This is a genomic window from Pseudoalteromonas sp. OF7H-1 (assembly GCF_022347825.1).
GTDB classification, from domain to species: domain Bacteria; phylum Pseudomonadota; class Gammaproteobacteria; order Enterobacterales; family Alteromonadaceae; genus Pseudoalteromonas; species Pseudoalteromonas maricaloris.
In genome coordinates this window covers 1-21,185 of sequence record NZ_JAKRFX010000028.1, presented here as the reverse complement: position 1 = coordinate 21,185, position 21,185 = coordinate 1, and the positions used below count along the sequence as shown (strand labels likewise).

General features: G+C 44.9%; 18 protein-coding genes. 10 read left to right on the top strand and 8 right to left on the bottom strand.

Going from position 1 to position 21,185, the window contains the following annotated elements; genetic code table 11:
• The first annotated feature begins 192 nt into the window (after positions 1-192).
• Positions 193-876, top strand: a complete 684-nt coding sequence (locus tag MHN30_RS22920; RefSeq protein WP_239361211.1) for a hypothetical protein — start codon at positions 193-195, stop codon at positions 874-876.
• Between the two features lie 44 nt (positions 877-920).
• Positions 921-1,145, top strand: a complete 225-nt coding sequence (locus MHN30_RS22915) for a hypothetical protein (protein WP_193521847.1) — start codon at positions 921-923, stop codon at positions 1,143-1,145.
• Positions 1,146-1,216: 71 nt separating this feature from the next.
• Here the strand turns inward: MHN30_RS22915 and MHN30_RS22910 are convergent, their stop codons facing one another.
• The 6 genes from MHN30_RS22910 to asnA form a co-directional block, all read right to left on the bottom strand.
• Positions 1,217-1,807: a biliverdin-producing heme oxygenase gene (locus MHN30_RS22910; RefSeq protein ID WP_239361210.1), complete on the bottom strand. Its 591-nt coding sequence runs from the start codon at positions 1,805-1,807 to the stop codon at positions 1,217-1,219.
• A gap of 120 nt (positions 1,808-1,927) precedes the next feature.
• The gene (locus tag MHN30_RS22905; protein WP_010374286.1) at positions 1,928-2,320 is read right to left on the bottom strand and encodes a RidA family protein; all 393 of its coding nucleotides are present in this window, start codon (positions 2,318-2,320) and stop codon (positions 1,928-1,930) included.
• 10 nt (positions 2,321-2,330) lie between these two features.
• Entirely contained in the window at positions 2,331-4,433 is a 2,103-nt protein-coding gene (gene spoT / locus MHN30_RS22900; protein WP_010605866.1) for a bifunctional GTP diphosphokinase/guanosine-3',5'-bis pyrophosphate 3'-pyrophosphohydrolase, read from the bottom strand.
• A gap of 248 nt (positions 4,434-4,681) precedes the next feature.
• Positions 4,682-4,957, bottom strand: coding sequence for a DNA-directed RNA polymerase subunit omega (gene rpoZ / locus MHN30_RS22895; RefSeq protein ID WP_010374289.1), 276 nt, complete (start codon positions 4,955-4,957; stop codon positions 4,682-4,684).
• An 87-nt stretch (positions 4,958-5,044) separates the two neighbouring features.
• Complete coding sequence (gmk, locus tag MHN30_RS22890; protein WP_239361209.1) at positions 5,045-5,668, bottom strand: guanylate kinase; 624 nt, start codon at positions 5,666-5,668, stop codon at positions 5,045-5,047.
• A gap of 345 nt (positions 5,669-6,013) precedes the next feature.
• The gene (gene asnA, locus MHN30_RS22885) at positions 6,014-7,009 is read right to left on the bottom strand and encodes an aspartate--ammonia ligase (RefSeq protein ID WP_239361208.1); all 996 of its coding nucleotides are present in this window, start codon (positions 7,007-7,009) and stop codon (positions 6,014-6,016) included.
• Positions 7,010-7,170: 161 nt separating this feature from the next.
• Here asnA and asnC point away from each other — a divergent pair, with 161 nt between their 5' ends.
• From asnC to recG, 3 genes are read left to right on the top strand one after another with little or no spacing between them, the layout of a single operon-like run.
• Positions 7,171-7,629 (top strand): transcriptional regulator AsnC, encoded by a 459-nt coding sequence (asnC, locus tag MHN30_RS22880; RefSeq protein WP_010374296.1) that lies wholly within the window; start codon positions 7,171-7,173, stop codon positions 7,627-7,629.
• Positions 7,630-7,679: 50 nt separating this feature from the next.
• Positions 7,680-8,378 carry a tRNA (guanosine(18)-2'-O)-methyltransferase TrmH gene (trmH, locus tag MHN30_RS22875; protein ID WP_017218399.1) on the top strand — a complete coding sequence of 233 codons (699 nt, stop codon included), beginning with the start codon at positions 7,680-7,682 and terminating at the stop codon, positions 8,376-8,378.
• Positions 8,379-8,406: 28 nt separating this feature from the next.
• Positions 8,407-10,494: an ATP-dependent DNA helicase RecG gene (gene recG / locus MHN30_RS22870; RefSeq protein WP_239361207.1), complete on the top strand. Its 2,088-nt coding sequence runs from the start codon at positions 8,407-8,409 to the stop codon at positions 10,492-10,494.
• 16 nt (positions 10,495-10,510) lie between these two features.
• Here the strand turns inward: recG and MHN30_RS22865 are convergent, their stop codons facing one another.
• A complete protein-coding gene (locus tag MHN30_RS22865) occupies positions 10,511-10,978 on the bottom strand; it encodes a GNAT family N-acetyltransferase (RefSeq protein ID WP_239361206.1) in 468 nt (155 codons plus the stop codon).
• 165 nt (positions 10,979-11,143) lie between these two features.
• Between MHN30_RS22865 and MHN30_RS22860 the strand changes: the two genes are divergently transcribed.
• The 4 genes from MHN30_RS22860 to MHN30_RS22845 all read left to right on the top strand — a co-directional run bounded on the left by MHN30_RS22860 (position 11,144) and on the right by MHN30_RS22845 (position 16,939).
• Positions 11,144-11,806: an alpha/beta hydrolase gene (locus MHN30_RS22860; RefSeq protein ID WP_239361205.1), complete on the top strand. Its 663-nt coding sequence runs from the start codon at positions 11,144-11,146 to the stop codon at positions 11,804-11,806.
• A gap of 184 nt (positions 11,807-11,990) precedes the next feature.
• Positions 11,991-12,716, top strand: coding sequence for a TetR/AcrR family transcriptional regulator (locus tag MHN30_RS22855; RefSeq protein WP_130165036.1), 726 nt, complete (start codon positions 11,991-11,993; stop codon positions 12,714-12,716).
• A 15-nt stretch (positions 12,717-12,731) separates the two neighbouring features.
• A complete protein-coding gene (locus tag MHN30_RS22850) occupies positions 12,732-13,832 on the top strand; it encodes an efflux RND transporter periplasmic adaptor subunit (RefSeq protein WP_130165037.1) in 1,101 nt (366 codons plus the stop codon).
• Entirely contained in the window at positions 13,832-16,939 is a 3,108-nt protein-coding gene (locus tag MHN30_RS22845) for an efflux RND transporter permease subunit (RefSeq protein WP_130165038.1), read from the top strand. Before MHN30_RS22850 ends, MHN30_RS22845 begins: the two co-directional genes overlap by 1 nt.
• Positions 16,940-17,063: 124 nt before the next feature.
• Here the strand turns inward: MHN30_RS22845 and MHN30_RS22840 are convergent, their stop codons facing one another.
• Positions 17,064-18,251 carry an NAD(P)/FAD-dependent oxidoreductase gene (locus tag MHN30_RS22840; RefSeq protein WP_130165039.1) on the bottom strand — a complete coding sequence of 396 codons (1,188 nt, stop codon included), beginning with the start codon at positions 18,249-18,251 and terminating at the stop codon, positions 17,064-17,066.
• Positions 18,252-18,795: 544 nt separating this feature from the next.
• Between MHN30_RS22840 and MHN30_RS22835 the strand changes: the two genes are divergently transcribed.
• Entirely contained in the window at positions 18,796-20,925 is a 2,130-nt protein-coding gene (locus MHN30_RS22835) for a S8 family peptidase (RefSeq protein WP_239361204.1), read from the top strand.
• The last annotated feature ends 260 nt before the right edge of the window (positions 20,926-21,185 follow it).

Here is a 21,185-nt window from a genome sequence, read left to right as displayed (position 1 = left end):
TAAGGAATAAGAATGACAACCCGGAATAAAATCCAATTAAAAGCAATAACTGTTAACTTATCACTGCCCATTTATCAACTAAATCGGGTGAAAGGAGGGAGTGGTGGTTTAACAAAAGATGACCCTAGAGGAACGGGAAGTAGCGCTATAAGCTCCACCCCTACAGTACTCCAATATCGAAAAGGCGAGTAAATGAATAAGTCATTTAGCTTTCTGCTACTTTTAACTTTCATAGCAACAGGCCTAGCTTATATACTTACAGTACTAAATCAGGAAATCTATCTGCCAATGCTTGTTAGTGTTCTGTTAATCGCATTGTGTGTGAAAAACCAGTTGAATATCATCCACCTCTCGACTCTTCTATCTATTTTAATTTTTTTAGAAATTATTACGATATTTTTCTTGGATCTTTACGCGTCGGACTTCCCTGCATATAAAGCTAATGCGTACATTTATGCAGTACATTTTTCCTTTGATTTAGCGTCATTTTTCGCAATAAAACATAGAGTAAAAATCTCCTTATTAATAGTAAAACGCTTTCAACCGAGTAAAAGGGAATATGTCTATATGACCCATGCAGATATCCTTCTAGTCGGTATATTCTTCCTTTTCATGATCGTAGATATTAGCGCATTCATTGAAAACTTAATTCGCAATATGGACTATATATTTGGTATTGCAGAGGAAACTGCTAAGCCATTTTGGAGTTGGAATTGGGTATATCAAAGTTATCCGTACGCTAAAGCAATTTTGCTTGCAGCAGTTGTTACAGTACTCCTAGCAACAGTTTACGTTGAACGTTTTCGTCCTGCGCCAATTAAAGAAAGTGAAGAAGACTCAACGCTTAAAAAATCCGAGCCACAGCATAGGTCATAGTGACCTGTGCTGCTTTTACCCTAAATCAATTGAAGGAATAAACGATGGATTTAAAACTGAACAAAAAGCAATTGAAGTCATTAGCAGGTAGTAAGCTAATTTTGGATAACAACAAGACCCGTGAAATTGGCGGTGGTTGTTCCTACTATTGTAGTCGCGACTTAAACTGTGACACCGATGGCCCAACGATGGTCTGCCCATCTAAGGCGTTAGCGTGTGTTCCTGAGCCAAATACATTACATTGTGATTGCCCAACTAATATGTGCTAGTCACTAACCTGTCGCGACGCTATGTCGCGACAACAACCGTGTTATTCTCCGTTCAACTTATACCAATCGTATTAAGCATAGACCTCTGCTTGATACTGCTGAAAACGCATAAAGGCCTGACGAGCGCCGGTGATCAATGCATCTTCTTGCGTACTAGTTAACTCAACCGTATCGATAAATTGAATTAAGTGACGCCACGCACTGCCGCGCCCGGAACCTGGGCCTGCTAAGTAACGCGCACCATACTCACCTGTGACAGGCAAACGCGCCTGCACTTGGCGCCCAAGCATCGCGGCCCCAACCTTAGAGCCTTCAACGACATAAAGCGCTCCCAAAGCAGTAGCAAACTCGGTTGAAGTTGTGATAAACGGCGACAAAGACGGCACAGGTAATGTGTGCTGTAAGTCAGCAAAGTCCTGCTCCAACAACCCAAGCCGTCGGCGCGATTTGAGATCGTCAATATGCATAGAGAGTTCACGGTGATCATATAATGCAGCGACATCTTTAAGAAACAGGTACTGAAGAGTCAAAAACTGGAGATAACGCTCAATGCTGGCGAACGGGTCTTTTGCCATAATGCTGCTATCTATACTGTCATGAAGATCAGCAGTACTTGCTTTTAATTTCAATGCACGGCTAGTAAGTGCGCTGGCTGCGGTCATGGGACTTCCTGTAATGTAAAGCGAGGGGAAAATGAGTGGACTGTGTTGGCTTTTTGAAAAGCCGCTCCAGCGATTGACACTGGAGCGAAGAAATATATCTAACTATTAGTTAACCTGAGGTTAGTTAGTTGAAGGTAACTCCATAATGCCATCAATCTCAACTTGTGCGCCTTTTGGTAGTTCTTTTACACCAATTGCAGCACGAGCTGGATATGGCTTTCTAAAATACTGAGCCATGATCTCGTTGACCGTTGCAAAGTTACTCAAATCAGTTAGGAAGATATTAACCTTAACCATATCTTGTAACTCGCCACCAGCCTCTTCACATACCGCGATAAGGTTTTTGAACACTTGGTGCGTTTGCTCTGCAAAATCTTCAGAAATAAATTCCATCGTCTCTGGTACCAATGGAATTTGGCCAGATAAATAGACCGCAGTACCAACTTTTACCGCTTGGTTGTAAGTGCCAATTGCTGCTGGCGCTTTATCTGTTGAAATAATAGCTTTGTTCATTAATGTTCCTTTATTTTTTACGATACACGCGTTGTACATCTGGCATCACTCGAATTCGGCGCATAATATCAGCGACATGAATTCGGTTTTTCACGGTAATACCTAAATCAATCACGTATAAATTACTTTCTTTTTCGTCCGTTGCGATTTCGACAATGTTAGCTTGAGTCGTCGCAACCACATTGGTTAATTTAGCCAATGCACCTTGGTGGTTAATAATTTCCACACGCAGCGCTGCTATATATTCTTTCTCAGGGTTGTCTTCCCACTTCACGACAAAGTACTTCGAACGCTCGTTGCGCCAACCCTTAATATTTTTACACTCTTGGCGGTGAACCATTAGGCCTTTGCCTTGGCTCATATATGCTGTGATAGCATCACCCGGCACAGGACGACAACATTTAGCATAGGTTACCAACATGCCTTCTGTTCCGATTATCGCGGCTTTAGCACGTTTAGCAATATCTTCTACCGCATTATCATCTTGCAGTAAACGCTTCGCTATCAATACGCTCATAATATTGCCACAGCCAATCTCAACCAGCAGCTCCAACAAGGTATTGAGGTTATGCTCTTCAAGTACGTTGTCAATTTGCTCTTGAGCAATATCGTCTAGCTTATACTCACCCAATGCCGAGTCGAGCAAACGACGGCCTAATTGGATCGCCTCTTCTTCTTGTTGGCTCTTGAGGTAATTGCGGATCCCAAGGCGTGCTTTACCCGTTACCACAAAGTTCAGCCAAGTAGCGTTAGGGTGTGCACCTGAGCTAGTAATAACCTCGACAGTTTGACCAGTATCCAACGCTTTACTCAATGGATAAGGCTTACGGTTTACACGAGCACCTACACAGGTATTACCCACATCGGTATGCACGGCATAGGCAAAGTCAACTGCCGTCGCCCCCATTGGTAACTCGACAATACGGCCATCTGGCGTAAAGACGTAAATTTCTTCTGGGAATAATTCGGTTTTAACGTTTTCCACAAATTCAAAAGACGAGCCTGCACTTTGCTGTAGCTCAAGCAAGCTTTGCATCCACTGACGCGCACGCTGCTGCGCGGTATGGCCGGCATTATCACCTGACTTTTTATACATCCAGTGCGCTGCTACCCCTTTATCCGCCATATGATCCATATCATGAGTACGAATTTGGATTTCTACCGGAATACCGTGCGGACCTACCAACGACGTATGAAGCGACTGGTAACCGTTGGTTTTCGGTACGGCAATATAGTCTTTAAAGCGAGTTTCAATTGGCTTATATAAATTATGCGCAACGCCTAGCACACGGTAGCAAGTATCCAGGTTGTCGACATTGATCCTAAAGGCGTAAATGTCCATTACCTCGTTAAACATCAACTCTTTATTCAGCATCTTGCGGTAAATACTGTATAAGTGCTTTTCACGGCCTTTTACTGAGCCTTGAATACCCGCTTCTTCCAGTCTAGATTCAATCTCAGACTGAATATTGCTGATCACTTCTTTACGATTACCACGTGCTTTTGCGACTTCTGAGCGTAACGCACGATAGCGCATTGGATATAACGCCTGAAACCCGAGATCTTCTAACTCATTTTTAATATCATGAATACCAAGGCGGTTTGCAATTGGTGCATAAATCTCTAATGTTTCGCGGGCAATTCGACGGCGCTTATCAGGACGCAAAGCGCCTAGCGTTCGCATATTGTGCGTTCTGTCTGCAAGCTTAATAAGGATGACACGAATATCCTGCGTCATCGCCATGATCATCTTACGATAGTTTTCGGCTTGGAACTCTTTTTTATCTTTGAAGCTCAGTTTATCGAGCTTTGACACCCCTTCCACCAACTCAGCGACCGTATCACCAAAGATCTCCGCTAAGTCGTCTTGGCTAAAGTCAGTGTCTTCAATAACGTCATGCATAAGCGCAGCCATGAGTGTTTCATGATCAAGCCTCATGCTCGCAAGGATCTGGGTTACTTCTACTGGGTGAGTGATATAGGGCTCACCGCTAGAGCGCGTCTGTCCCTCGTGTGCCTCACGGGCCACGACATAGGCTTTTTGCACCAAATCGACGTCTTCTGGTGACAAATATTCTGAGATTTTCTTTTTGAGGCCTTCAAACAGATACATTCACACTCCAATGTTTCAGAGAAGCTATACTCGGCGAGTATAAAACGGGTTACAAGCTAGTTACTTAAGAATATACGATGAAACACCAGCAATGCCAATGAACAATTTATGCTACTTGTTAGGAAATTAAAGGCGTTACGCGTTGTGTAATGTGCTGGCGATTTATACCAATTTGCTTAATTTCAATTGCTATAAAACAATAATGCCAGCAAAAAAGCTGGCATTATTGAATCTAGACAGTGGTTGGATTAGCGATTGCCACCAACGATTGCAGCTACTGCAGCAAGCTCTGCAGCTTCTTGGTGTTGCTGCTCTTCACGGTCGATAATATCAAGCGAGTCAGTTGTGACAAAACCTTGCTCAATTTCACGTAGCGCGATTACGGTTGGCTTGTCGTTTTCAGCATCAACCATAGGATCTTTACCGCCTACAGAAATTTGGCGAGCGCGACGCGCTGCTACTAAAATCAAGTCAAAGCGGTTACCAATTTTATCTACTGCATCTTCTACAGTTACGCGAGCCATCGAAGCACTCCAAATTCAGTTCATTATGCAAAAGGCTAGTTTACTGTATGTCTAGCCTTTCGCCAAGTATTGATGGTTAAAAAGTAATTATTTTAGCAAGTCGGCGATAAGCGCTTGATGACGGATAGACTGTGCTTGTTGCTCAAGTCTTGCGGCAATAACAATATGTTCAAGTTCACCGCGTGCTTGCTCAAAGTCATCATTGACAAGAATATAGTCAAACTCGTTATAGTGTGAGCTTTCTGATTTCGCTTCAGCCATGCGACCTGCAATTACTTCTTGAGAGTCTTGACCACGACCATTTAAGCGCTTTTCTAGCTCCGCAGTTGAAGGAGGTAAAATAAAGATAGTCTTTACTTCAGGCATCAACCCACGCACCTGACGCGCACCCTGCCAGTCGATATCTAAAAACACATCAATACCAGCGGCAAGCTGATCTTCTATCGCTTGTTTTGAAGTGCCGTAGTAATTTTCGAATACTTGTGCCCACTCAAAGAAATCGCCTTTATCGATCAGCTGCTTAAATTCATCAACCGAGACAAAGTGGTAATGTACGCCATTTTCTTCGCCTGGACGAGGAGTACGCGTAGTGTGAGACACCGACACTTTAATATCGTCGTGCTTTTCCAATAACGCTTTGATTAAACTTGATTTACCCGCACCAGAAGGCGCAGAAAGGATAAACAGATTACCGCGTGTAGGTGATGTCATAGTCATTCTCAACAATTAGTACCGGCCGAGTGGTATTGGTTTACTCAAGTCTGCCGCAGAGCTAAAAGCGGGCATTATACCGAGTAACGTATAAGAATACACTAGGGATGAGAATAAGGAAAAGTCGAGGAATAAATTCAGCGCTGTGAGTAACCCAGAAACCTATCACTGTGCTAAATTTATTCCTCTAAAACAGAATGTTATTTTGTCGTGTAAAGCAGCGCCTACCAAGGCATTCACCCAGTAGGAGCGAGTTCATCTCGCGATCTCTTAACCGCTCGCCGCGTAAAGCATCTCCTACCAAAGTATTCACCCAGTAGGAGCGAGTTCACCCTCGCGATCTGTTTAAAGCAAATCGGCTACGCTGCTACGTACTTCTTCAGGCCATACCCCAACTTGTACCTGACCAATGTGCTGCTTTTGCAACAGCAACATCACTAAACGCGATTGGCCAATACCACCTCCTATGGTTTGTGGTAATTCACCCGCAACTAACTGTTGGTGCCAATCTAAGCTCAAGCGTGTTTCGTCATCGGTTAATTTAAGCTGTCTTGCTAGCGAATCAGGACAAACACGAATGCCCATTGACGAGATCTCAAATGCGTCTTCTAGCACCGGGTTCCACACCAAAATATCACCGTTAAGCCCTTGATATTTATCGCACGTTGGCGTTGACCAGTCGTCGTAATCCGGTGCGCGAACGTCATGAATCTTACCGTCCCCAAGCTCACCACCAATGCCAATTAAAAATACCGCGCCATATTCTTGGGCAATCGCTTTTTCACGTTGCTTGGCTGTGAAATCTGGATACATAGTGCGTAACTCTTCGCTGTGCACAAAGGTAATTTTCTCAGGGAGGAATGCCGCAATGCCAAACTCATCCTCAACCACTTTTTCCGTTGCTTTAATTGAGCGATAAAGGGTTTCTACCGTTTCTTTTAGTTTTGCCAGCGAACGCTCACTGTTTTCGCAAATCACCTTTTCCCAGTCCCACTGATCCACATAGACAGAATGGATTGGCGATAGCTTATCTTCGTCTGGACGTAGCGCTTTCATGTGCGTATAGAGGCCTTCACCTTTAGCAAAACCATAATCGCCTAGTGTTTTGCGCTTCCACTTAGCAAGTGAATGCACTACCTCAAACTGCGCATCTGGTAGCGTTTTCACTTTTACCTGTACCGCCTGCTCGTGGCCACTTAAGTTGTCTTGAATACCGTCGCCCAAACGCGCCAAAATAGGTGCTTGTACTTCAACTAAACCCAATTGCTCGGTTAGCTGTGCTGAAAATACTTGTTTTACTTGTGCTATCTGTTTTTGTGTCTCTTGATACTTGCTCAACATGGTTAGGTCCTCATTCCCGAATTTGTCGTTTTGTTGAGTCTATATTTAAAGAAACCGACACAAACATCAATAACCCGCAACAAAAACACCTTTACATAATTATTTTCATCAAAAATATGCTATAAATTTTATATAAACGACAATTGTTAATGGATATTTACATGGAAAATTATGAGATCGACAATCTGGATAGATCCATCCTTCATGCTTTAAAAGAAAATGCACGAACGCCCTACGCGGAATTAGCAAAAAGATTTGCTGTTAGCGCCGGTACCATCCATGTTCGGGTCGAAAAAATGAAGCAAGCAGGGATCATTGAGGGGACTCAAGTGAGCATTAATGCCAAACGACTTGGTTATGATGTCTGCTGTTTTATCGGAATAAACTTAAAACATGCTGGCGACTATCCGGGAGCCATTGCACGTTTAAAAGAATTTGAAGAAGTTGTTGAGGCTTACTACACCACAGGCAATTACAGCATTTTTATCAAAGTAATGGCGCGCTCCATCGACCACCTTCAAGATGTGCTTATCAATAAAGTGCAAACCATTGAGTCTATCCAGTCAACCGAAACACTAATCTCACTGCAAAACCCAATTCAGCGCACCGTTATGCCCTAGCTTCTTTTTTGTTATAATCGCGGGAATTTTTTGATTAGAGTAGTAAGTAGATGGCTGAGAATAGATTCCATCGTGTAAAAAGCGTATTAGATAGACGCCAAACCGACCTCACAGTATGCCTAGATGAAGTACATAAGCACCATAATCTGTCAGCGATTGTGCGCACCGCAGACGCGGTTGGCTGTCACCACGTACACGCGGTATGGCCACAAGATCAAAGACGGTTAACAAACAATACCTCTGGCGGCAGCAAAAATTGGGTTGAAACCCATATGCATGAGCATATCGACCAAGCTGTTGCGACAATTCGTGAACAAAACCCAGGTGTACAATTATTAGCTACAAATCTTAGCGATAGCGCCGTTGATTTTCGTGAAATTGATTACACCAAACCTACCGCTATTATTGTCGGGCAAGAGCGTTTAGGGATCTCAGAGCGCGCACTTGAGCATGCGGATCAGCACATCGTGATCCCAATGCAAGGTATGGTGCAATCACTCAATGTGTCTGTTGCTGCAGCGCTTATTTTATACGAAGCGCAGCGCCAAAGAGATGCAGCAGGACTGTACAAACGTACAGATATGATGGATCCTGTGGTAAAACATAAGTTACTATTTGAAGGATGTCATCCAATCATTGCAACCCGCTGTCGCGAAAAAGGGCTACCTTACCCGGCACTTGATGAGCACGGTGAAATCGTTGCAGACGACGCTTTTTGGGACATTCTTAAGTTTACGCAGAAGAAATAAATAACGCGGATCGCGCTAGAGGATTAGCATGTCGACACCAAATTTGGCCACTTATCCAATCACCGAATTAAAAGGCGTAGGCCCAAAAGCGGCCGAGCGTTTGGCCAAACTTGGCATTCAATCGGTGCAAGACATGTTATTTCACCTTCCGCTGCGCTATGAAGACCGTGCGCGCACCTATCCTATCTGCGAGCTGCAAGCGCATAGCCATGTCAGTATTGAAGCCGAGATTGAACGCAGCGAAATCACGCAAGGCAAACGCCGCATGTTGGTGTGTTATGTTAATGATGGGACGGGGCGGATCGCGTTGCGCTTTTTCAACTTTAATGCGGCACAAAAAAATGCCATGCAAGCGGGCAAAGTGATCCGCTGTTTTGGTGAAGTTCGCCGCGGTCATTATGGCTTTGAAATGGCGCATCCAGAATACAGCATCAAAGAGACTCGCTCTGCACCGAGCGATCCGAGTCTAGCGACGCTTACCCCAGTTTATCCTACCACCGAAGGATTAAAGCAACTGAGCATTCGTGCAATTGCCGATCAAGCCGTTGAGTTACTGCGCAAATATGATGTACCAGACTATTTACCAGCTCAATATCGACCATCGCAGCAAAGTGTAAAAGAAGCGCTGTTATTACTCCACCGCCCACCACAGGAAGTGGATTTAGCGCAATTAGAGCTTGGGCAACACCCCGCGCAAGCACGCTTAGCGTTTGAAGAGTTATTGGCACAAAACCTCAGCTTGCTTAAGCTTAGGCAAAAAGGCCAAGCGGTAAAAGCGGTTGCACTAGTGCCCACCAATCCACTTGAAGCCCAGTTTTTGTCATCCTTGCCATTTGCCCCCACCAATGCCCAAAGTCGAGTAGTGGCAGAGATCAAAGGTGATTTACAACATCCCTACCCCATGATGCGATTGGTGCAAGGGGATGTTGGCTCAGGAAAAACGCTTGTGGCAGCGCTTAGTGCGTTAACGGCTATCGCGCAGGGTTACCAAGTAGCACTGATGGCACCCACTGAGATCCTATCCGAGCAACACGGCATCAACTTCCTTAATTGGTTTGAACCTATGGGCATAGAAACCGTATGGCTGGGTGGTAAAACCAAAGGCAAGGAACGCACTCATGCGCTTGAGCGTATTGCTTCAGGGCAAGCACAGATGGTGGTTGGCACCCATGCGTTATTCCAAGAGCAAGTACAGTTTTCTAACCTTGCGCTTATCATCATCGACGAACAACATCGTTTTGGTGTGCATCAGCGCCTAGCGCTGAGAGAAAAGGGTAAGTTTGGCGATTGCTATCCGCATCAGTTAGTGATGACCGCAACCCCAATCCCGAGAACCTTGGCAATGACGGCCTATGCAGATCTTGAAACCTCAATTATCGACGAGCTACCACCGGGCAGAACACCAATCACGACTGTCGCCGTGCCAGACACCAGACGCAATGAAGTGATCAAAAAAGTACAAAAAGCCTGTGTTGAAGATAAGCGTCAAGTTTACTGGGTATGTACGCTGATAGATGAGTCGGAGGCGTTACAATGCCAGGCCGCAGAAGACACCGCCAAAGCACTTGCCGAAGCCTTGCCAGAACTTAATATTGCGCTGGTACATGGTCGCATGAAAGCCCAAGAAAAGCAGACCATCATGGACGAATTTAAACAAGGTCATACCCATGTGCTGGTTGCCACAACCGTGATTGAAGTTGGCGTGGATGTACCCAACGCTAGCCTTATCATCATTGAAAACCCTGAGCGCTTGGGTCTGGCACAACTTCACCAATTGCGCGGCCGTGTTGGTCGCGGACAAATCGCATCACATTGTTTACTGCTTTACCATGCACCGCTGTCGGTCACTGCGCAAAAGCGTTTAGGAGTGCTTAGAGAAAGTAACGACGGCTTTGTCATCGCCGAGCGCGACCTTGAGATCCGCGGCCCGGGTGAAGTACTTGGTACAAAACAAACTGGATTGGCGGAGCTAAAAATTGCCGATCTTAGCCGTGATAAACATTTATTACCGCAAGTGAGAAGCCTCGCTTTTACCGTGCTAAAAAACCACAGCGATATTGTTGACCCGATTATCTGGCGCTGGATGGGTGATAAGAGCGAGCTGGCAATGGCGTAAGCCTGAAGCGTAATTATTACTGTGTGTAGATGAGCTCAATTTCACCATCAAGCCTTCTTCCTGTCGGAGTAAAACCTAATGCTTGATAAAAGTTCAACGCGTTTTCGGCCTCTGTATCCATGGTTGTAAGCGACAAACCAACTAACCCTATTAACTCAGCATACTGTTTGGCAAAACACATAGCGGCTTTACCATAGCCTTTAGATTGTGACGCTTCATCAATCATCAAACGCCATATGTATAAGTGTTGTGCCTGAAAGTGCTCATTGTCATCCCCAACCAAGCGAGGATCAATAAGCGCAATCATACCAACAGGCAAGTCATCATCGTACATACCAAAACACACGCTATCTTCATTAAAGCTATCCTCAATGATCCACTCGGCGTTTGATGCAATTAGATGTTGTTGTGAGTCACGCACTTTTAACTTGAGCATGTCATCTGCTACATCACTATTTACTTTCAAAAACTGTAATCTACTCATTCGATTTACCCTATTACCTGTTTCGCTAGTTAGTGTACCTACTATAGAAATATCTGCATACTTTATTTGGCCTTCACCTCAATACCCAACGATGGTCGCGCTACGCTTGCTTCTTTTATCAAAGCTTGGCTACCATCTCGCTACATCAACTAAAAAGACTCAAAAATGAATCCTTTACTACGCGCTGCATGCGCCTCCTTTGCCGCTTGCGTGGCATCAATCGCCTCTGCAAAAGCAGTTTTCCCAGATATACCTGAGCAGATTAATCCATCTGCCAAATATGTTTTTTACTCTCATGGCTATATCGTTGAAGGTGATAATGAAACGCCTATTCATAAGCGCTGGGGGAAATATGACTTTCCAGCCATCAAACAAGCTTTAAGTGATGATGCCTATACGCTAATTGCTGAGCACCGCCCTAAAGGCGTCGCACCAGACGCGTATACAAAAACCTTGGTTAGCAAGGTTCACAAATTACTGGACGCGGGCGTCAGTGCTAGCAACATTACACTCGTGGGGTTTTCTCGCGGTGGCGCGTTAACGATAATGGCAAGTGATGCATTAAAAAACGATGCTATTCACTACGTGGTACTAGCAGGCTGCGCTGGACTTATCAAAAGTAAAACCGAGATTCAACTCTATGGCAAGGTGTTGTCCGTTTACGAAACCTCAGATCAAGTGGGTTCTTGCGATTTTGTGAAAGCACGCTCTGCAAACCTCAAAAGCTTTACAGAGCTTTCGATTTCAACCGGTAAGGAACACGGCGCTTTTTATCTCCCGAGAGACGAGTGGTTAAAGCCCGTTAAAAGCTGGATTTTAAACCACTAAACTATTAGCACGTCGCTATAACAATGACGCGCCGTGCTGAGCCTTCCTTCAGAACCAATCTATACACAAAATTCCTATTTTGAAAACCAAACTCTGTTTACTTATTGCACTTTTAAAAATGCTCTCTATAATTGAACCTTATTCGAATATCATTCGAATAAGGTTCAACCTCTAAGGAGAAACGATGGCACCGGCACCTAAATATGATAAAGAAACCCAGCAACGCATGATTTTAAACGCTGCGGAACAATGCATTAATGAGTCTTCAGTCACTGACTTTACAATGGCAAAAGTCTCTTTGCTTGCAGGGTTGTCTATGGGCTCAATCTATAAATTTGTGCAGACCAAAGAAGACCTAGTAATGGCGCTGGCCTATGAGTCTTTTACCCATACATCCAGTGTTTTTAAGCAAGTGTTATCCTTACCACTTAGCACGCCAGAACGCATGCTCGCAGTGTGTCTTATCTCGCCACAAAAACTAAAACGCTTCTCTTTTGATTATGAATTGCAGTCCTACTCTACCAATGAGGCAGTGATTAAAAGGGCTTCTGAGTTTTGGACTAATAAAATTATCGAATCCTGTGGTGGCTGTGAAAACGTGTTTAAACAAGCGCTGATTGATGGCATTGAAGCAGGTGAGTTGCAAGCTACACCAGATCTACACGACATGGTGGAAGAAATCATCATCACCGGATGGGCGCTTACCGTAGGATATGAGCAAGTACTGCGCTTGCAACAAACTAAGCAAATTGTTGAGGGCACGGCTTCATTGCTCGCACCACTTGAGCTTAATGACCCTGTTATTCGCAGTACCGTGCGATTACTTAACAGTTATCCATGGCAACAGCCTATCACTCAAGATTCGCTGGTACGCATAGAGAAAGAATTGCAAGCGCTCGAGCTTCGTTAACTTAAGGAAATCACAATGAACATCAAACGTTGGCTTATGGCCGTTGTCATCATTCTCATCGTTATTACCAGCCTTGGATTTGTGAAGTTTACACAAATCCAAGCGGCAATCGCCTTTGGGGAATCTTTCCCAGAGCCCTCGGCTTCGGTCAAAAGCACGTATGTATCAACCACTGAGCATATTAAATCGGTTAAGGTTGTAGGTCAGCTCCATGCCAAGCGCACCGTTACCATTAGTAACGAGTATCCCGGTCTTATCACTTACGTCGGTTTTCAGCCCGGTGAGCAAGTAGCAGCAAACCAAGTATTACTGCGCTTAGATAGCAGCATTGATGAGGCGAATCTATTAGCGGCTAAAGCTCGAGTAAAGCTTGCTAAATCAACCTATCAACGGGTTGCCAAATTACTAGAACAAAAACGGATCAGCCCAGATGAGGTAGACAAAGCCGAGGCTGAAGTTGCAATTAATCAGGCAGACGTAAAACGACTAACCACATTAATCGAGAAAAAAACCATCCGAGCACCTTACCCGGGTCAAACGGGGTTAGAGCAATATCAGGTTGGTCAATTACTTGATGCCAATAGCGAAATCACTTTCCTGGTTGGGTTAGACGACAGCATTTGGGTGGATTTCAAAATTCCACAAACCTTACCACAACCTGACTTAGGCGAAGACGTTAACGTAGCAATTTCTAATACCAGCGGCCAAAAGCCTGCTCGCGTATCAGCCAAAATGCCAATGGTCGATGTCGCATCGCGTCAACAAAGTTATCGTGCTGAGCTACAAAACAGCGATGGCACACTCAGCCACAACCAAATGGTGTTAGTCAATGTACCAACCGAGGTCGTGAGCGCCGCAGTAGTGCCAACCAATGCGATTACTCGTAATCACTTTGGGGAATTTGTTTATGTACTTGAAAAGGACGACAGCCAAAATTGGCGGGCAAAACCGGTAAAAATCACATTAGGCGATAAGGTCAACGATCAGCAACTTGTGCTATCAGGCCTTAGCGGTGGTGAATTTATTGCTGCTGAAGGCGCATTTAAGCTACAAGAAAACTTACTGGTTTATACCGATCAGGTTGCCGCTGTTGATGGCAATAACGGAGGCCAGTAATGAGCGCATTACACGAAAATAAGCCGTCTATCATGGATATTTTTGTTAACCGGCCGGTACTGGCGATCGTGGTGTCATTGCTTATTGTACTAGCGGGTTTTAATGCCGCCCGAGATATATCGGTGCAGCAATATCCAAAAATAGAAAGTGCCTCACTGGTGATCAACACTGTCTATACGGGCGCTGCCGCAGACGTCGTAAAAGGCTATGTTACTGAGCCTATCGAGCGAGTGGCCTCTACCGTTCCGGGTGTCGACTATGTAGACTCGATAACTACCTCGGGACTTAGCAAAGTTACCGCTTGGCTTGAACTTAATCACAGTACCACCGACGCCTTGGCTGAGCTGACTACCCGATTAAACCAGATTAAATTTGAGTTACCCAGCGGAGCGGAAGATCCAGCCATTCAAATCGTACGTGCCGACAGCCCATATGCGGTATTCTATCTCGATGTAGAATCTCAAGGTCTGCCACGTAATAACGTGAGTGATTATTTGATCCGTAATGTTGTCCCTTCTATGTCTGATATTCCCGGTGTCCAAAAAGTGACGCTGGAAGGTGGCCGCGATCCCGCTATGCGAATTTGGCTCGATACCGAAAAACTCGCTATCTATGGCGTAAGTGCCAGCGATGTATTTACCGCGCTACAAGCAAACAACACCATTGCCACCTTAGGTTACAGTGAAAATAACAGACAACGCATCGACCTGATGGCCAATACCTCGTTAAAAACGGTAGCTGATTTTAACAACCTAGTGGTAAAAGAAATCGATGGCACGCAACTCAAGCTTGGTAACATCGCCACGGTAGAACTCGGTGAAGCCGAAGGCATGGTAACCGCACGCCTTGATGACCACGATACGGTATTCTTAGCGGTGTGGGCATTACCGGGTGCCAATGAAATCGATATTGGTGATGCGCTGTATAAAAAGATTGATGAGATTAATACCATCTTACCCGACGGCATGCATCTAAGAATTGGCTACGATGGCACGCTTTATATGCGTGATTCCATAAAAGAAATCTTCACCACGCTTGGGGAAACCGTCCTACTTGTGGGGATTGTTGTACTCGCGATGATGGGCTCGTTTAGAACCGCCATGGTGCCGCTGGTGACTATTCCTATCTCTATTTTAGGCGCAATCGCGGTGATCTCAGCAATGGGCTTTTCACTCAACCTACTGACCATTTTGGCTATCGTGCTTTCTGTTGGTTTAGTGGTGGATGATGCCATCGTGGTGGTTGAAAACGTTGCACGTCATATGCGCGAAGGCAAACCCAGATTACAAGCCGCGCTTATCAGTTCACGTCAATTACTCGTCCCAATAATTGCCATGACGCTGACCCTTGCTGCGGTCTACGCGCCAATCGGATTTTTAACAGGTTTAACGGGGTTCTTATTCAGAGAATTCGCGTTCACCCTAGCCATTGCGGTATTAATTTCTGGACTGGTTGCTATTACCTTATCGCCCATCATGAGTGCTTACGTTAATCCCGAAGGCGGTAAAGAAGGTAAATTAACGCAAAAGGTCAATGGCTATTTTGATCGATTACAAGCGTTCTACTTTCGAGCACTCGATACCTTGTTTAAGTGGCGTCCACAGGTCTTTTTTGTCGCTATCGTGTTCTCTTTATTGTCGGTGCCGTTTTACCTGTTATCACAAAAAGAGCTAGCGCCCATCGAAGATCAAAGCAGTATCCAAGTCGTAGTGGAAGCACCACCTGAGTCTTCTCAAGCTTATACTTCAGCGAAAATGAATGACACAGCCGAAGTCATGAACGCCACTGAAGGCGCTGAGTTTACTTGGCAGATTATTACGGCGGCAGCAGGTTTTGGTGGTGTAGAGCTTGCACCATTTGATGAGCGAGAAAATTCAGTACACGACTTACTATACGATCTATACGGCCGGTTAGGCAGCGTGACTGGACTAAGTTTATTTCCTATTCTACCAGCATCGCTTCCTACCGCAGGACAGTTTGATGTTGAAGTAGTATTCCGTGCCAGTGACGACCCAACTGCGATGAAGCAGTACGCTGATGAGATTATTCAACGCGCTACCGCCAGTGGCAGCTTTATGTTCGTCAATACCGACCTAAAAATCGACCTGCCGCAAGCCGAGCTTGAAATCGACCGAGAGCTGGTTGCTGACTTAGGTCTCAGTTTGTCGTCGGTAAACGAGCAACTTAGTATTTATATGTCGAATAATTTTGCCAACTACTTCAACAAAGAAGGTAAAGCCTACCGCGTCATTCCCATTGTGGGCGATGGCGAAAGGTACAATCCTGAGAACATTCTTAATATGCAAGTAAGAACCGATGCTGGCGATCTTATTCCGATTTCAGCGTTTGCTACCTTGCGCACCTTTACAAGCCCTAGAGTGCTAGGCTCATTCAACCAGCAAAACTCGTTTAGAATATTGGCAGGCACACTACCACACATTACCAAAGAGCAAGCGCTCACACAGGTAGAGGAAATTGCAGCAGACGTTTTACCTAGTCACTACTCAATTGACTACGCTGGCGAATCAAGACAGCTAAGAAAAGAAGGCAATACCATGGTTGGCGTACTTTTGTTTGCCATGATAGTGGTGTTTTTCTTACTGACGATCCAGTTCAACAGCTTTAGAGATCCGCTCGTGGTACTACTCGGCTGCGCACCGCTGGCACTCGCAGGTGCATTGATGCTACCGTTTTTATCACTCACAACAGTCAATATTTACAGTCAAATCGGCCTAATTACGCTCATCGGTTTAATCGCCAAAAATGGCATCTTGATTGTTGAATTTGCGAACCATTTACAACTTGAAGGTAAATCGAAATTTGAGGCGGTAAAAGGGGCAGCGGCCACACGTCTAAGACCTATACTGATGACTACAGGTGCAACCGTGCTTGGTCACTTCCCGTTGGTCTTAGTAACTGGCGCAGGCGCAGAAGCGCGCAACAGTATAGGTATTATCTTAGTCGCAGGCATGCTCATTGGTACTTTCTTCACTTTGATTGTCTTACCGCTGCTTTATGAAAAGCTAGCCAGCGATCACCGTGGCGAAGCCGAAACTATTGAAACCTATCCTGAAGCACCGTTAGTAGGCAAAGTCAGTATGACGTGATAACTGGCTAACAATCAAAAGGACACTAAGTGCCATACTTAGTGTCCTTTTTAATTGGTAAAACCTTTCTTTTGATAAGCTACAATTAATATCAATCTATAGCCGCTTTTGAGCGTTATTTGGGCTAACAAACCTGTCCGCATGCCCAGCCGGAGCTCCATGCATATTGGAAGTTATAGCCCCCGAGCCATCCAGTGACATCGGTTACTTCGCCGATAAAGTACAGGCCTTTTTGTTTTTTAGCTTCGAAGGTTTTTGAACTTAGTTCGTCGGTATCTACACCGCCTAACGTAACCTCTGCGGTGCGATAACCCTCTGTACCATTTGGTTTTATTTTCCAGCTGGTGAGAGTTTCAGTGAGCTTTTCAATCTCAGTGTGGCTGAGTTGGTTGGCGTTTTTATCTGGGATGCTACCGTCGCTGATTAGGGCTTCAATAAAGCGCTTTGGTAAAATGGTCGAAAGCAAGTTCTTGAGGCTCTTTTGCCCTTGCTCACTGCGCCAATCATGGAGTTGTGCTTGCACATCTAAGTCAGGTAGTAAATTGATGCTAACAAACTCGCCTGCTTTCCAAAATGAGCTGATCTGCAAAATTGCAGGGCCAGATAAGCCTCTGTGAGTAAAGAGAATATTTTCTCTAAATTGGATACCGCTTGCGCTGGTCACTAGGCTATCTACGCTAATACCAGACAAACCATCAAAGCGTGCTTTGTCGTGATCATGGAGTGTAAATGGTACAAGCGCTGCCGTGGTTGGTAACACCGTTAAACCAAATTGCTCCGCTATTTTGTAGCCGATTGGCGTTGCGCCAAGTTTTGGCATGGTTAGGCCACCAGCGGCGATCACCACTGACTCGCAGTTAAAGGTTTGAGTCGTGGTTTTGACTAAGTAGCGACCATCAGCTTGGTGTTCAACCGCAAGGACTTCTTGACGTAAGTGAAGTGACACGCCCGCCCAGTCACATTCTGTAAGAAGAATATCCACAATGTCTTGCGCGCTATTGTCACAAAACAACTGCCCAAGTGTTTTGTGGTGGTATGCAAGACCGTGGCGGTCTACCAGTTCAATAAAATCATGCTGGGTATAGCGGCTCAAACACGACTTTACAAAGTGTGGATTTTTACATAGATAGTTAGCAGGTGAAGCATTTTCGTTGGTAAAATTACAGCGGCCACCGCCACTGATCAAAATTTTACGACCAGGCTTTTTTCCCATATCAACCACTGCAACTTGTCGCCCTCGGTATCCAGCCTGTGCAGCACACATCAATCCTGCAGCGCCTGCGCCGATAACGACTACCTCTATTTGTTGCATAAACTCACTCAACTTTTTATCTAAGATTTCTACACTTACCGCTTTGCCAACAGTTTAGCTTTTAACGGCAAAATCGCGACCAAGCGAAAATTATACCTAGATTCTTTATCCAATCACAGCTGCGAATATCAATAGCCACTCGCATACCTTTTAAACACTTGTAAACATTATGTCAGCGCTATCATTTCTCACACCTTCAAAAACAAGAAAATACAACTAGCACATCCCAGAAAACCCACCCTTTAATACTAAAAAAGTATCCACTCTATTGGCTACAAAAGCTTCACAAAGTTAAAAACACTATTTTGTTTACAGTCATTTACAATGTAACTGAAATTTATTCGCCCTCTCACAAAAGTGAAAAATATCGATTAAAAACAATACAGTAAGAATTTTTTATAGCCATTTATCCATCCACATATAACTAAAAAATTAGTGCAAATAACAAAACAGCGCTTTCTTTTTTTTAACTAGGAGTTTACTTTCACTGACCATCAGCTTTTTATTAACAGCTGAACAACAAGTTAGAAACTAGGGAAACATTATGACAATCAATAAAAACTTTAAGCGCGCTGCACTAAGCGTCGCAGTGAGCGCATTATTCACTGCAACAGCAGTTACAGCCGCACCAGCACAATCAATCGGCCAAGATGCAGCGCTTGCAGCAACGGCACAAAAACTATCATCACAAAGCACGCTTGGTACACAGTTCATCATCAAGTACAAAGATGCGGGTTCGCAAATGATGGGCCTTTCAGCTGCGGATCTTGCTCCAGCTAAAATGCAACAACGTGCAGAAAGCTTTGTACAAGGCTTTAAGAGCAGTAAAGCGAGTGCTCGCGCTCAATACGTACGCCCAATGGCACTTAGCAATCACCACGTTATGCGTGCTGACAAAAAGCTATCAGCAAAAGAAGCACAAGCATTCATGAACGAAGTGATGGCTTCTGGTAATGTTGAATACATCGAAATTGACCAAATGCTAAAGCCATTTGCAACGCCTAACGATCCTCGTTATAACGATCAATGGCATTACTACGAAGCTGCTGCTGGTATTAATGCCCCAGCTGCGTGGGATAAAGCAACAGGTCAGGGCGTTGTTGTTGCTGTACTCGATACAGGTTATCGTCCGCACCTAGATTTGAATGCGAATATTTTACCTGGCTACGATATGATTTCTGATACTTTTGTCGCGAATGACGGTGGCGGTCGCGATAGCGATGCTCGAGATCCTGGTGATGCAATTTCAGCAAATGAGTGTGGCTATACTCACGGTGCACAAGGTTCAAGCTGGCATGGTACGCATGTAGCAGGCACCGTTGCAGCAGTATCAAACAACGGTGAAGGTGTTGCCGGTGTTGCGTATGACGCTAAAGTAGTACCAGTACGTGTTCTTGGTAAATGTGGTGGTTTAACTTCTGACATCGCTGATGGTATTATCTGGGCGTCAGGTGGCTCAGTATCAGGCATTCCAGCAAATGCTAACCCTGCCGATGTTATTAATATGAGTTTAGGTGGCTCGGGTGCATGTAGCTCGACGACGCAAAACGCAATTAACCAAGCACGTAACAACGGTACAGTCATTGTTATTGCGGCAGGTAACGACAACGATAACTCAGCAAACTACAACCCTGGTAACTGTAATGGCGTGGTAAACGTAGCATCTGTGGGTCGTGATGGTAGCCGTGCTTATTACTCAAACTATGGCGCAAACATTGATGTTGCAGCTCCAGGTGGCGCGCAAAGTTTTGCGAATGACCCTGAAGGTATCCTATCTACTCACAACTCAGGTTCTGGTTCACCTTCGAATGATACTTACCACTACTCACAAGGTACATCGATGGCAGCACCTCATGTTGCAGGTATTGCTGCGCTTATCAAGCAAGCTAAACCATCAGCGACACCTGATGAAGTAGAGTCAATCTTAAAAAATACGACTCGCAGTTTCGCTGGTAGCTGTTCAAATTGTGGTACCGGTTTAGTTGATGCTTCAGCAGCTGTCAACGCAGCACTAGGCGATGTTGTTACACCTCCTACAGGCAATGCGCTCGAAGATGGTGTAGCGAAAACAGGCTTAAGTGGTGCAGCTGGTAGTGATCAGTTCTTCACTTTCGACGTGCCTGCAGGTAAAACCAATGTTACTTTCACCATGAGCGGTGGTACTGGTGATGCTGACCTTTATGTAAAACTTGGCAGTCAACCAACTTCAAGCAGCTATGATTGTCGTCCTTATGAAGGTGGTAATGCCGAAGTTTGTAGCTTTGACGCACCTCAAGCTGGTACATACCATGTAATGATTAACGGCTATAAAGCTTATTCAGGCGTAAGTTTAGTTGCGGCAACTTCAGGTTCTAGCACAGGTGGCCCTCAAGCGGGTGGCGGTACCGTTGAAGATATTTCAGCTTCAAGTGGCCAGTGGGTTCACTACACAATCGAAGTGCCTGAGGGTATGAGCGACTTCACCGTGAAAACATTTGGTGGCTCAGGTGACGCTGACTTATTCGTTAAGTTTGGCTCTCAGCCTACAGCAAGCAGCTATGACTGTCGTCCATATGAAAATGGTAATACCGAGACTTGTGTAATCACTAATCCGCAAGCGGGTACATGGCACCTAAGTGTTAATGCTTACCGTACGTTCTCTGGCCTAACGTTAGACGCGCAGTACAAGCCATAAGCAAAATTTAGTAGGCTCTGATTGAGTCTTCTTTCCCCAACGAGAGGCCGCATTTGCGGCCTTTTTTAATAATTTTGTAGAGCGGTTCAGCTTACAGTAGTCGAGATAAATCTCAACCTACAAAACACGCTGATGGGAGATGTATGGACTCCTCCCCCTTAACGGGAGAGTACGGTATAAAGATATTGCAAAACACTTTTACCAAATAAGGAGTCCATACATGACACAGTCTAATTTAATTGCTATCGACTTGGCAAAAA

Coding starts and splice junctions, on each gene's coding strand:
- asnC (WP_010374296.1), top strand. CDS start 7,171: ATGGAAAATTATGAGATCGACAATCTGGATAGATCCATCCTTCATGCT.
- MHN30_RS22845 (WP_130165038.1), top strand. CDS start 13,832: ATGAGCGCATTACACGAAAATAAGCCGTCTATCATGGATATTTTTGTT.
- MHN30_RS22860 (WP_239361205.1), top strand. CDS start 11,144: ATGAATCCTTTACTACGCGCTGCATGCGCCTCCTTTGCCGCTTGCGTG.
- MHN30_RS22865 (WP_239361206.1), bottom strand. CDS start 10,978: ATGAGTAGATTACAGTTTTTGAAAGTAAATAGTGATGTAGCAGATGAC.
- MHN30_RS22850 (WP_130165037.1), top strand. CDS start 12,732: ATGAACATCAAACGTTGGCTTATGGCCGTTGTCATCATTCTCATCGTT.
- MHN30_RS22920 (WP_239361211.1), top strand. CDS start 193: ATGAATAAGTCATTTAGCTTTCTGCTACTTTTAACTTTCATAGCAACA.
- MHN30_RS22905 (WP_010374286.1), bottom strand. CDS start 2,320: ATGAACAAAGCTATTATTTCAACAGATAAAGCGCCAGCAGCAATTGGC.
- MHN30_RS22840 (WP_130165039.1), bottom strand. CDS start 18,251: ATGCAACAAATAGAGGTAGTCGTTATCGGCGCAGGCGCTGCAGGATTG.
- spoT (WP_010605866.1), bottom strand. CDS start 4,433: ATGTATCTGTTTGAAGGCCTCAAAAAGAAAATCTCAGAATATTTGTCA.
- MHN30_RS22915 (WP_193521847.1), top strand. CDS start 921: ATGGATTTAAAACTGAACAAAAAGCAATTGAAGTCATTAGCAGGTAGT.
- trmH (WP_017218399.1), top strand. CDS start 7,680: ATGGCTGAGAATAGATTCCATCGTGTAAAAAGCGTATTAGATAGACGC.
- rpoZ (WP_010374289.1), bottom strand. CDS start 4,957: ATGGCTCGCGTAACTGTAGAAGATGCAGTAGATAAAATTGGTAACCGC.
- MHN30_RS22835 (WP_239361204.1), top strand. CDS start 18,796: ATGACAATCAATAAAAACTTTAAGCGCGCTGCACTAAGCGTCGCAGTG.
- MHN30_RS22855 (WP_130165036.1), top strand. CDS start 11,991: ATGGCACCGGCACCTAAATATGATAAAGAAACCCAGCAACGCATGATT.
- MHN30_RS22910 (WP_239361210.1), bottom strand. CDS start 1,807: ATGACCGCAGCCAGCGCACTTACTAGCCGTGCATTGAAATTAAAAGCA.
- recG (WP_239361207.1), top strand. CDS start 8,407: ATGTCGACACCAAATTTGGCCACTTATCCAATCACCGAATTAAAAGGC.
- asnA (WP_239361208.1), bottom strand. CDS start 7,009: ATGTTGAGCAAGTATCAAGAGACACAAAAACAGATAGCACAAGTAAAA.
- gmk (WP_239361209.1), bottom strand. CDS start 5,668: ATGACATCACCTACACGCGGTAATCTGTTTATCCTTTCTGCGCCTTCT.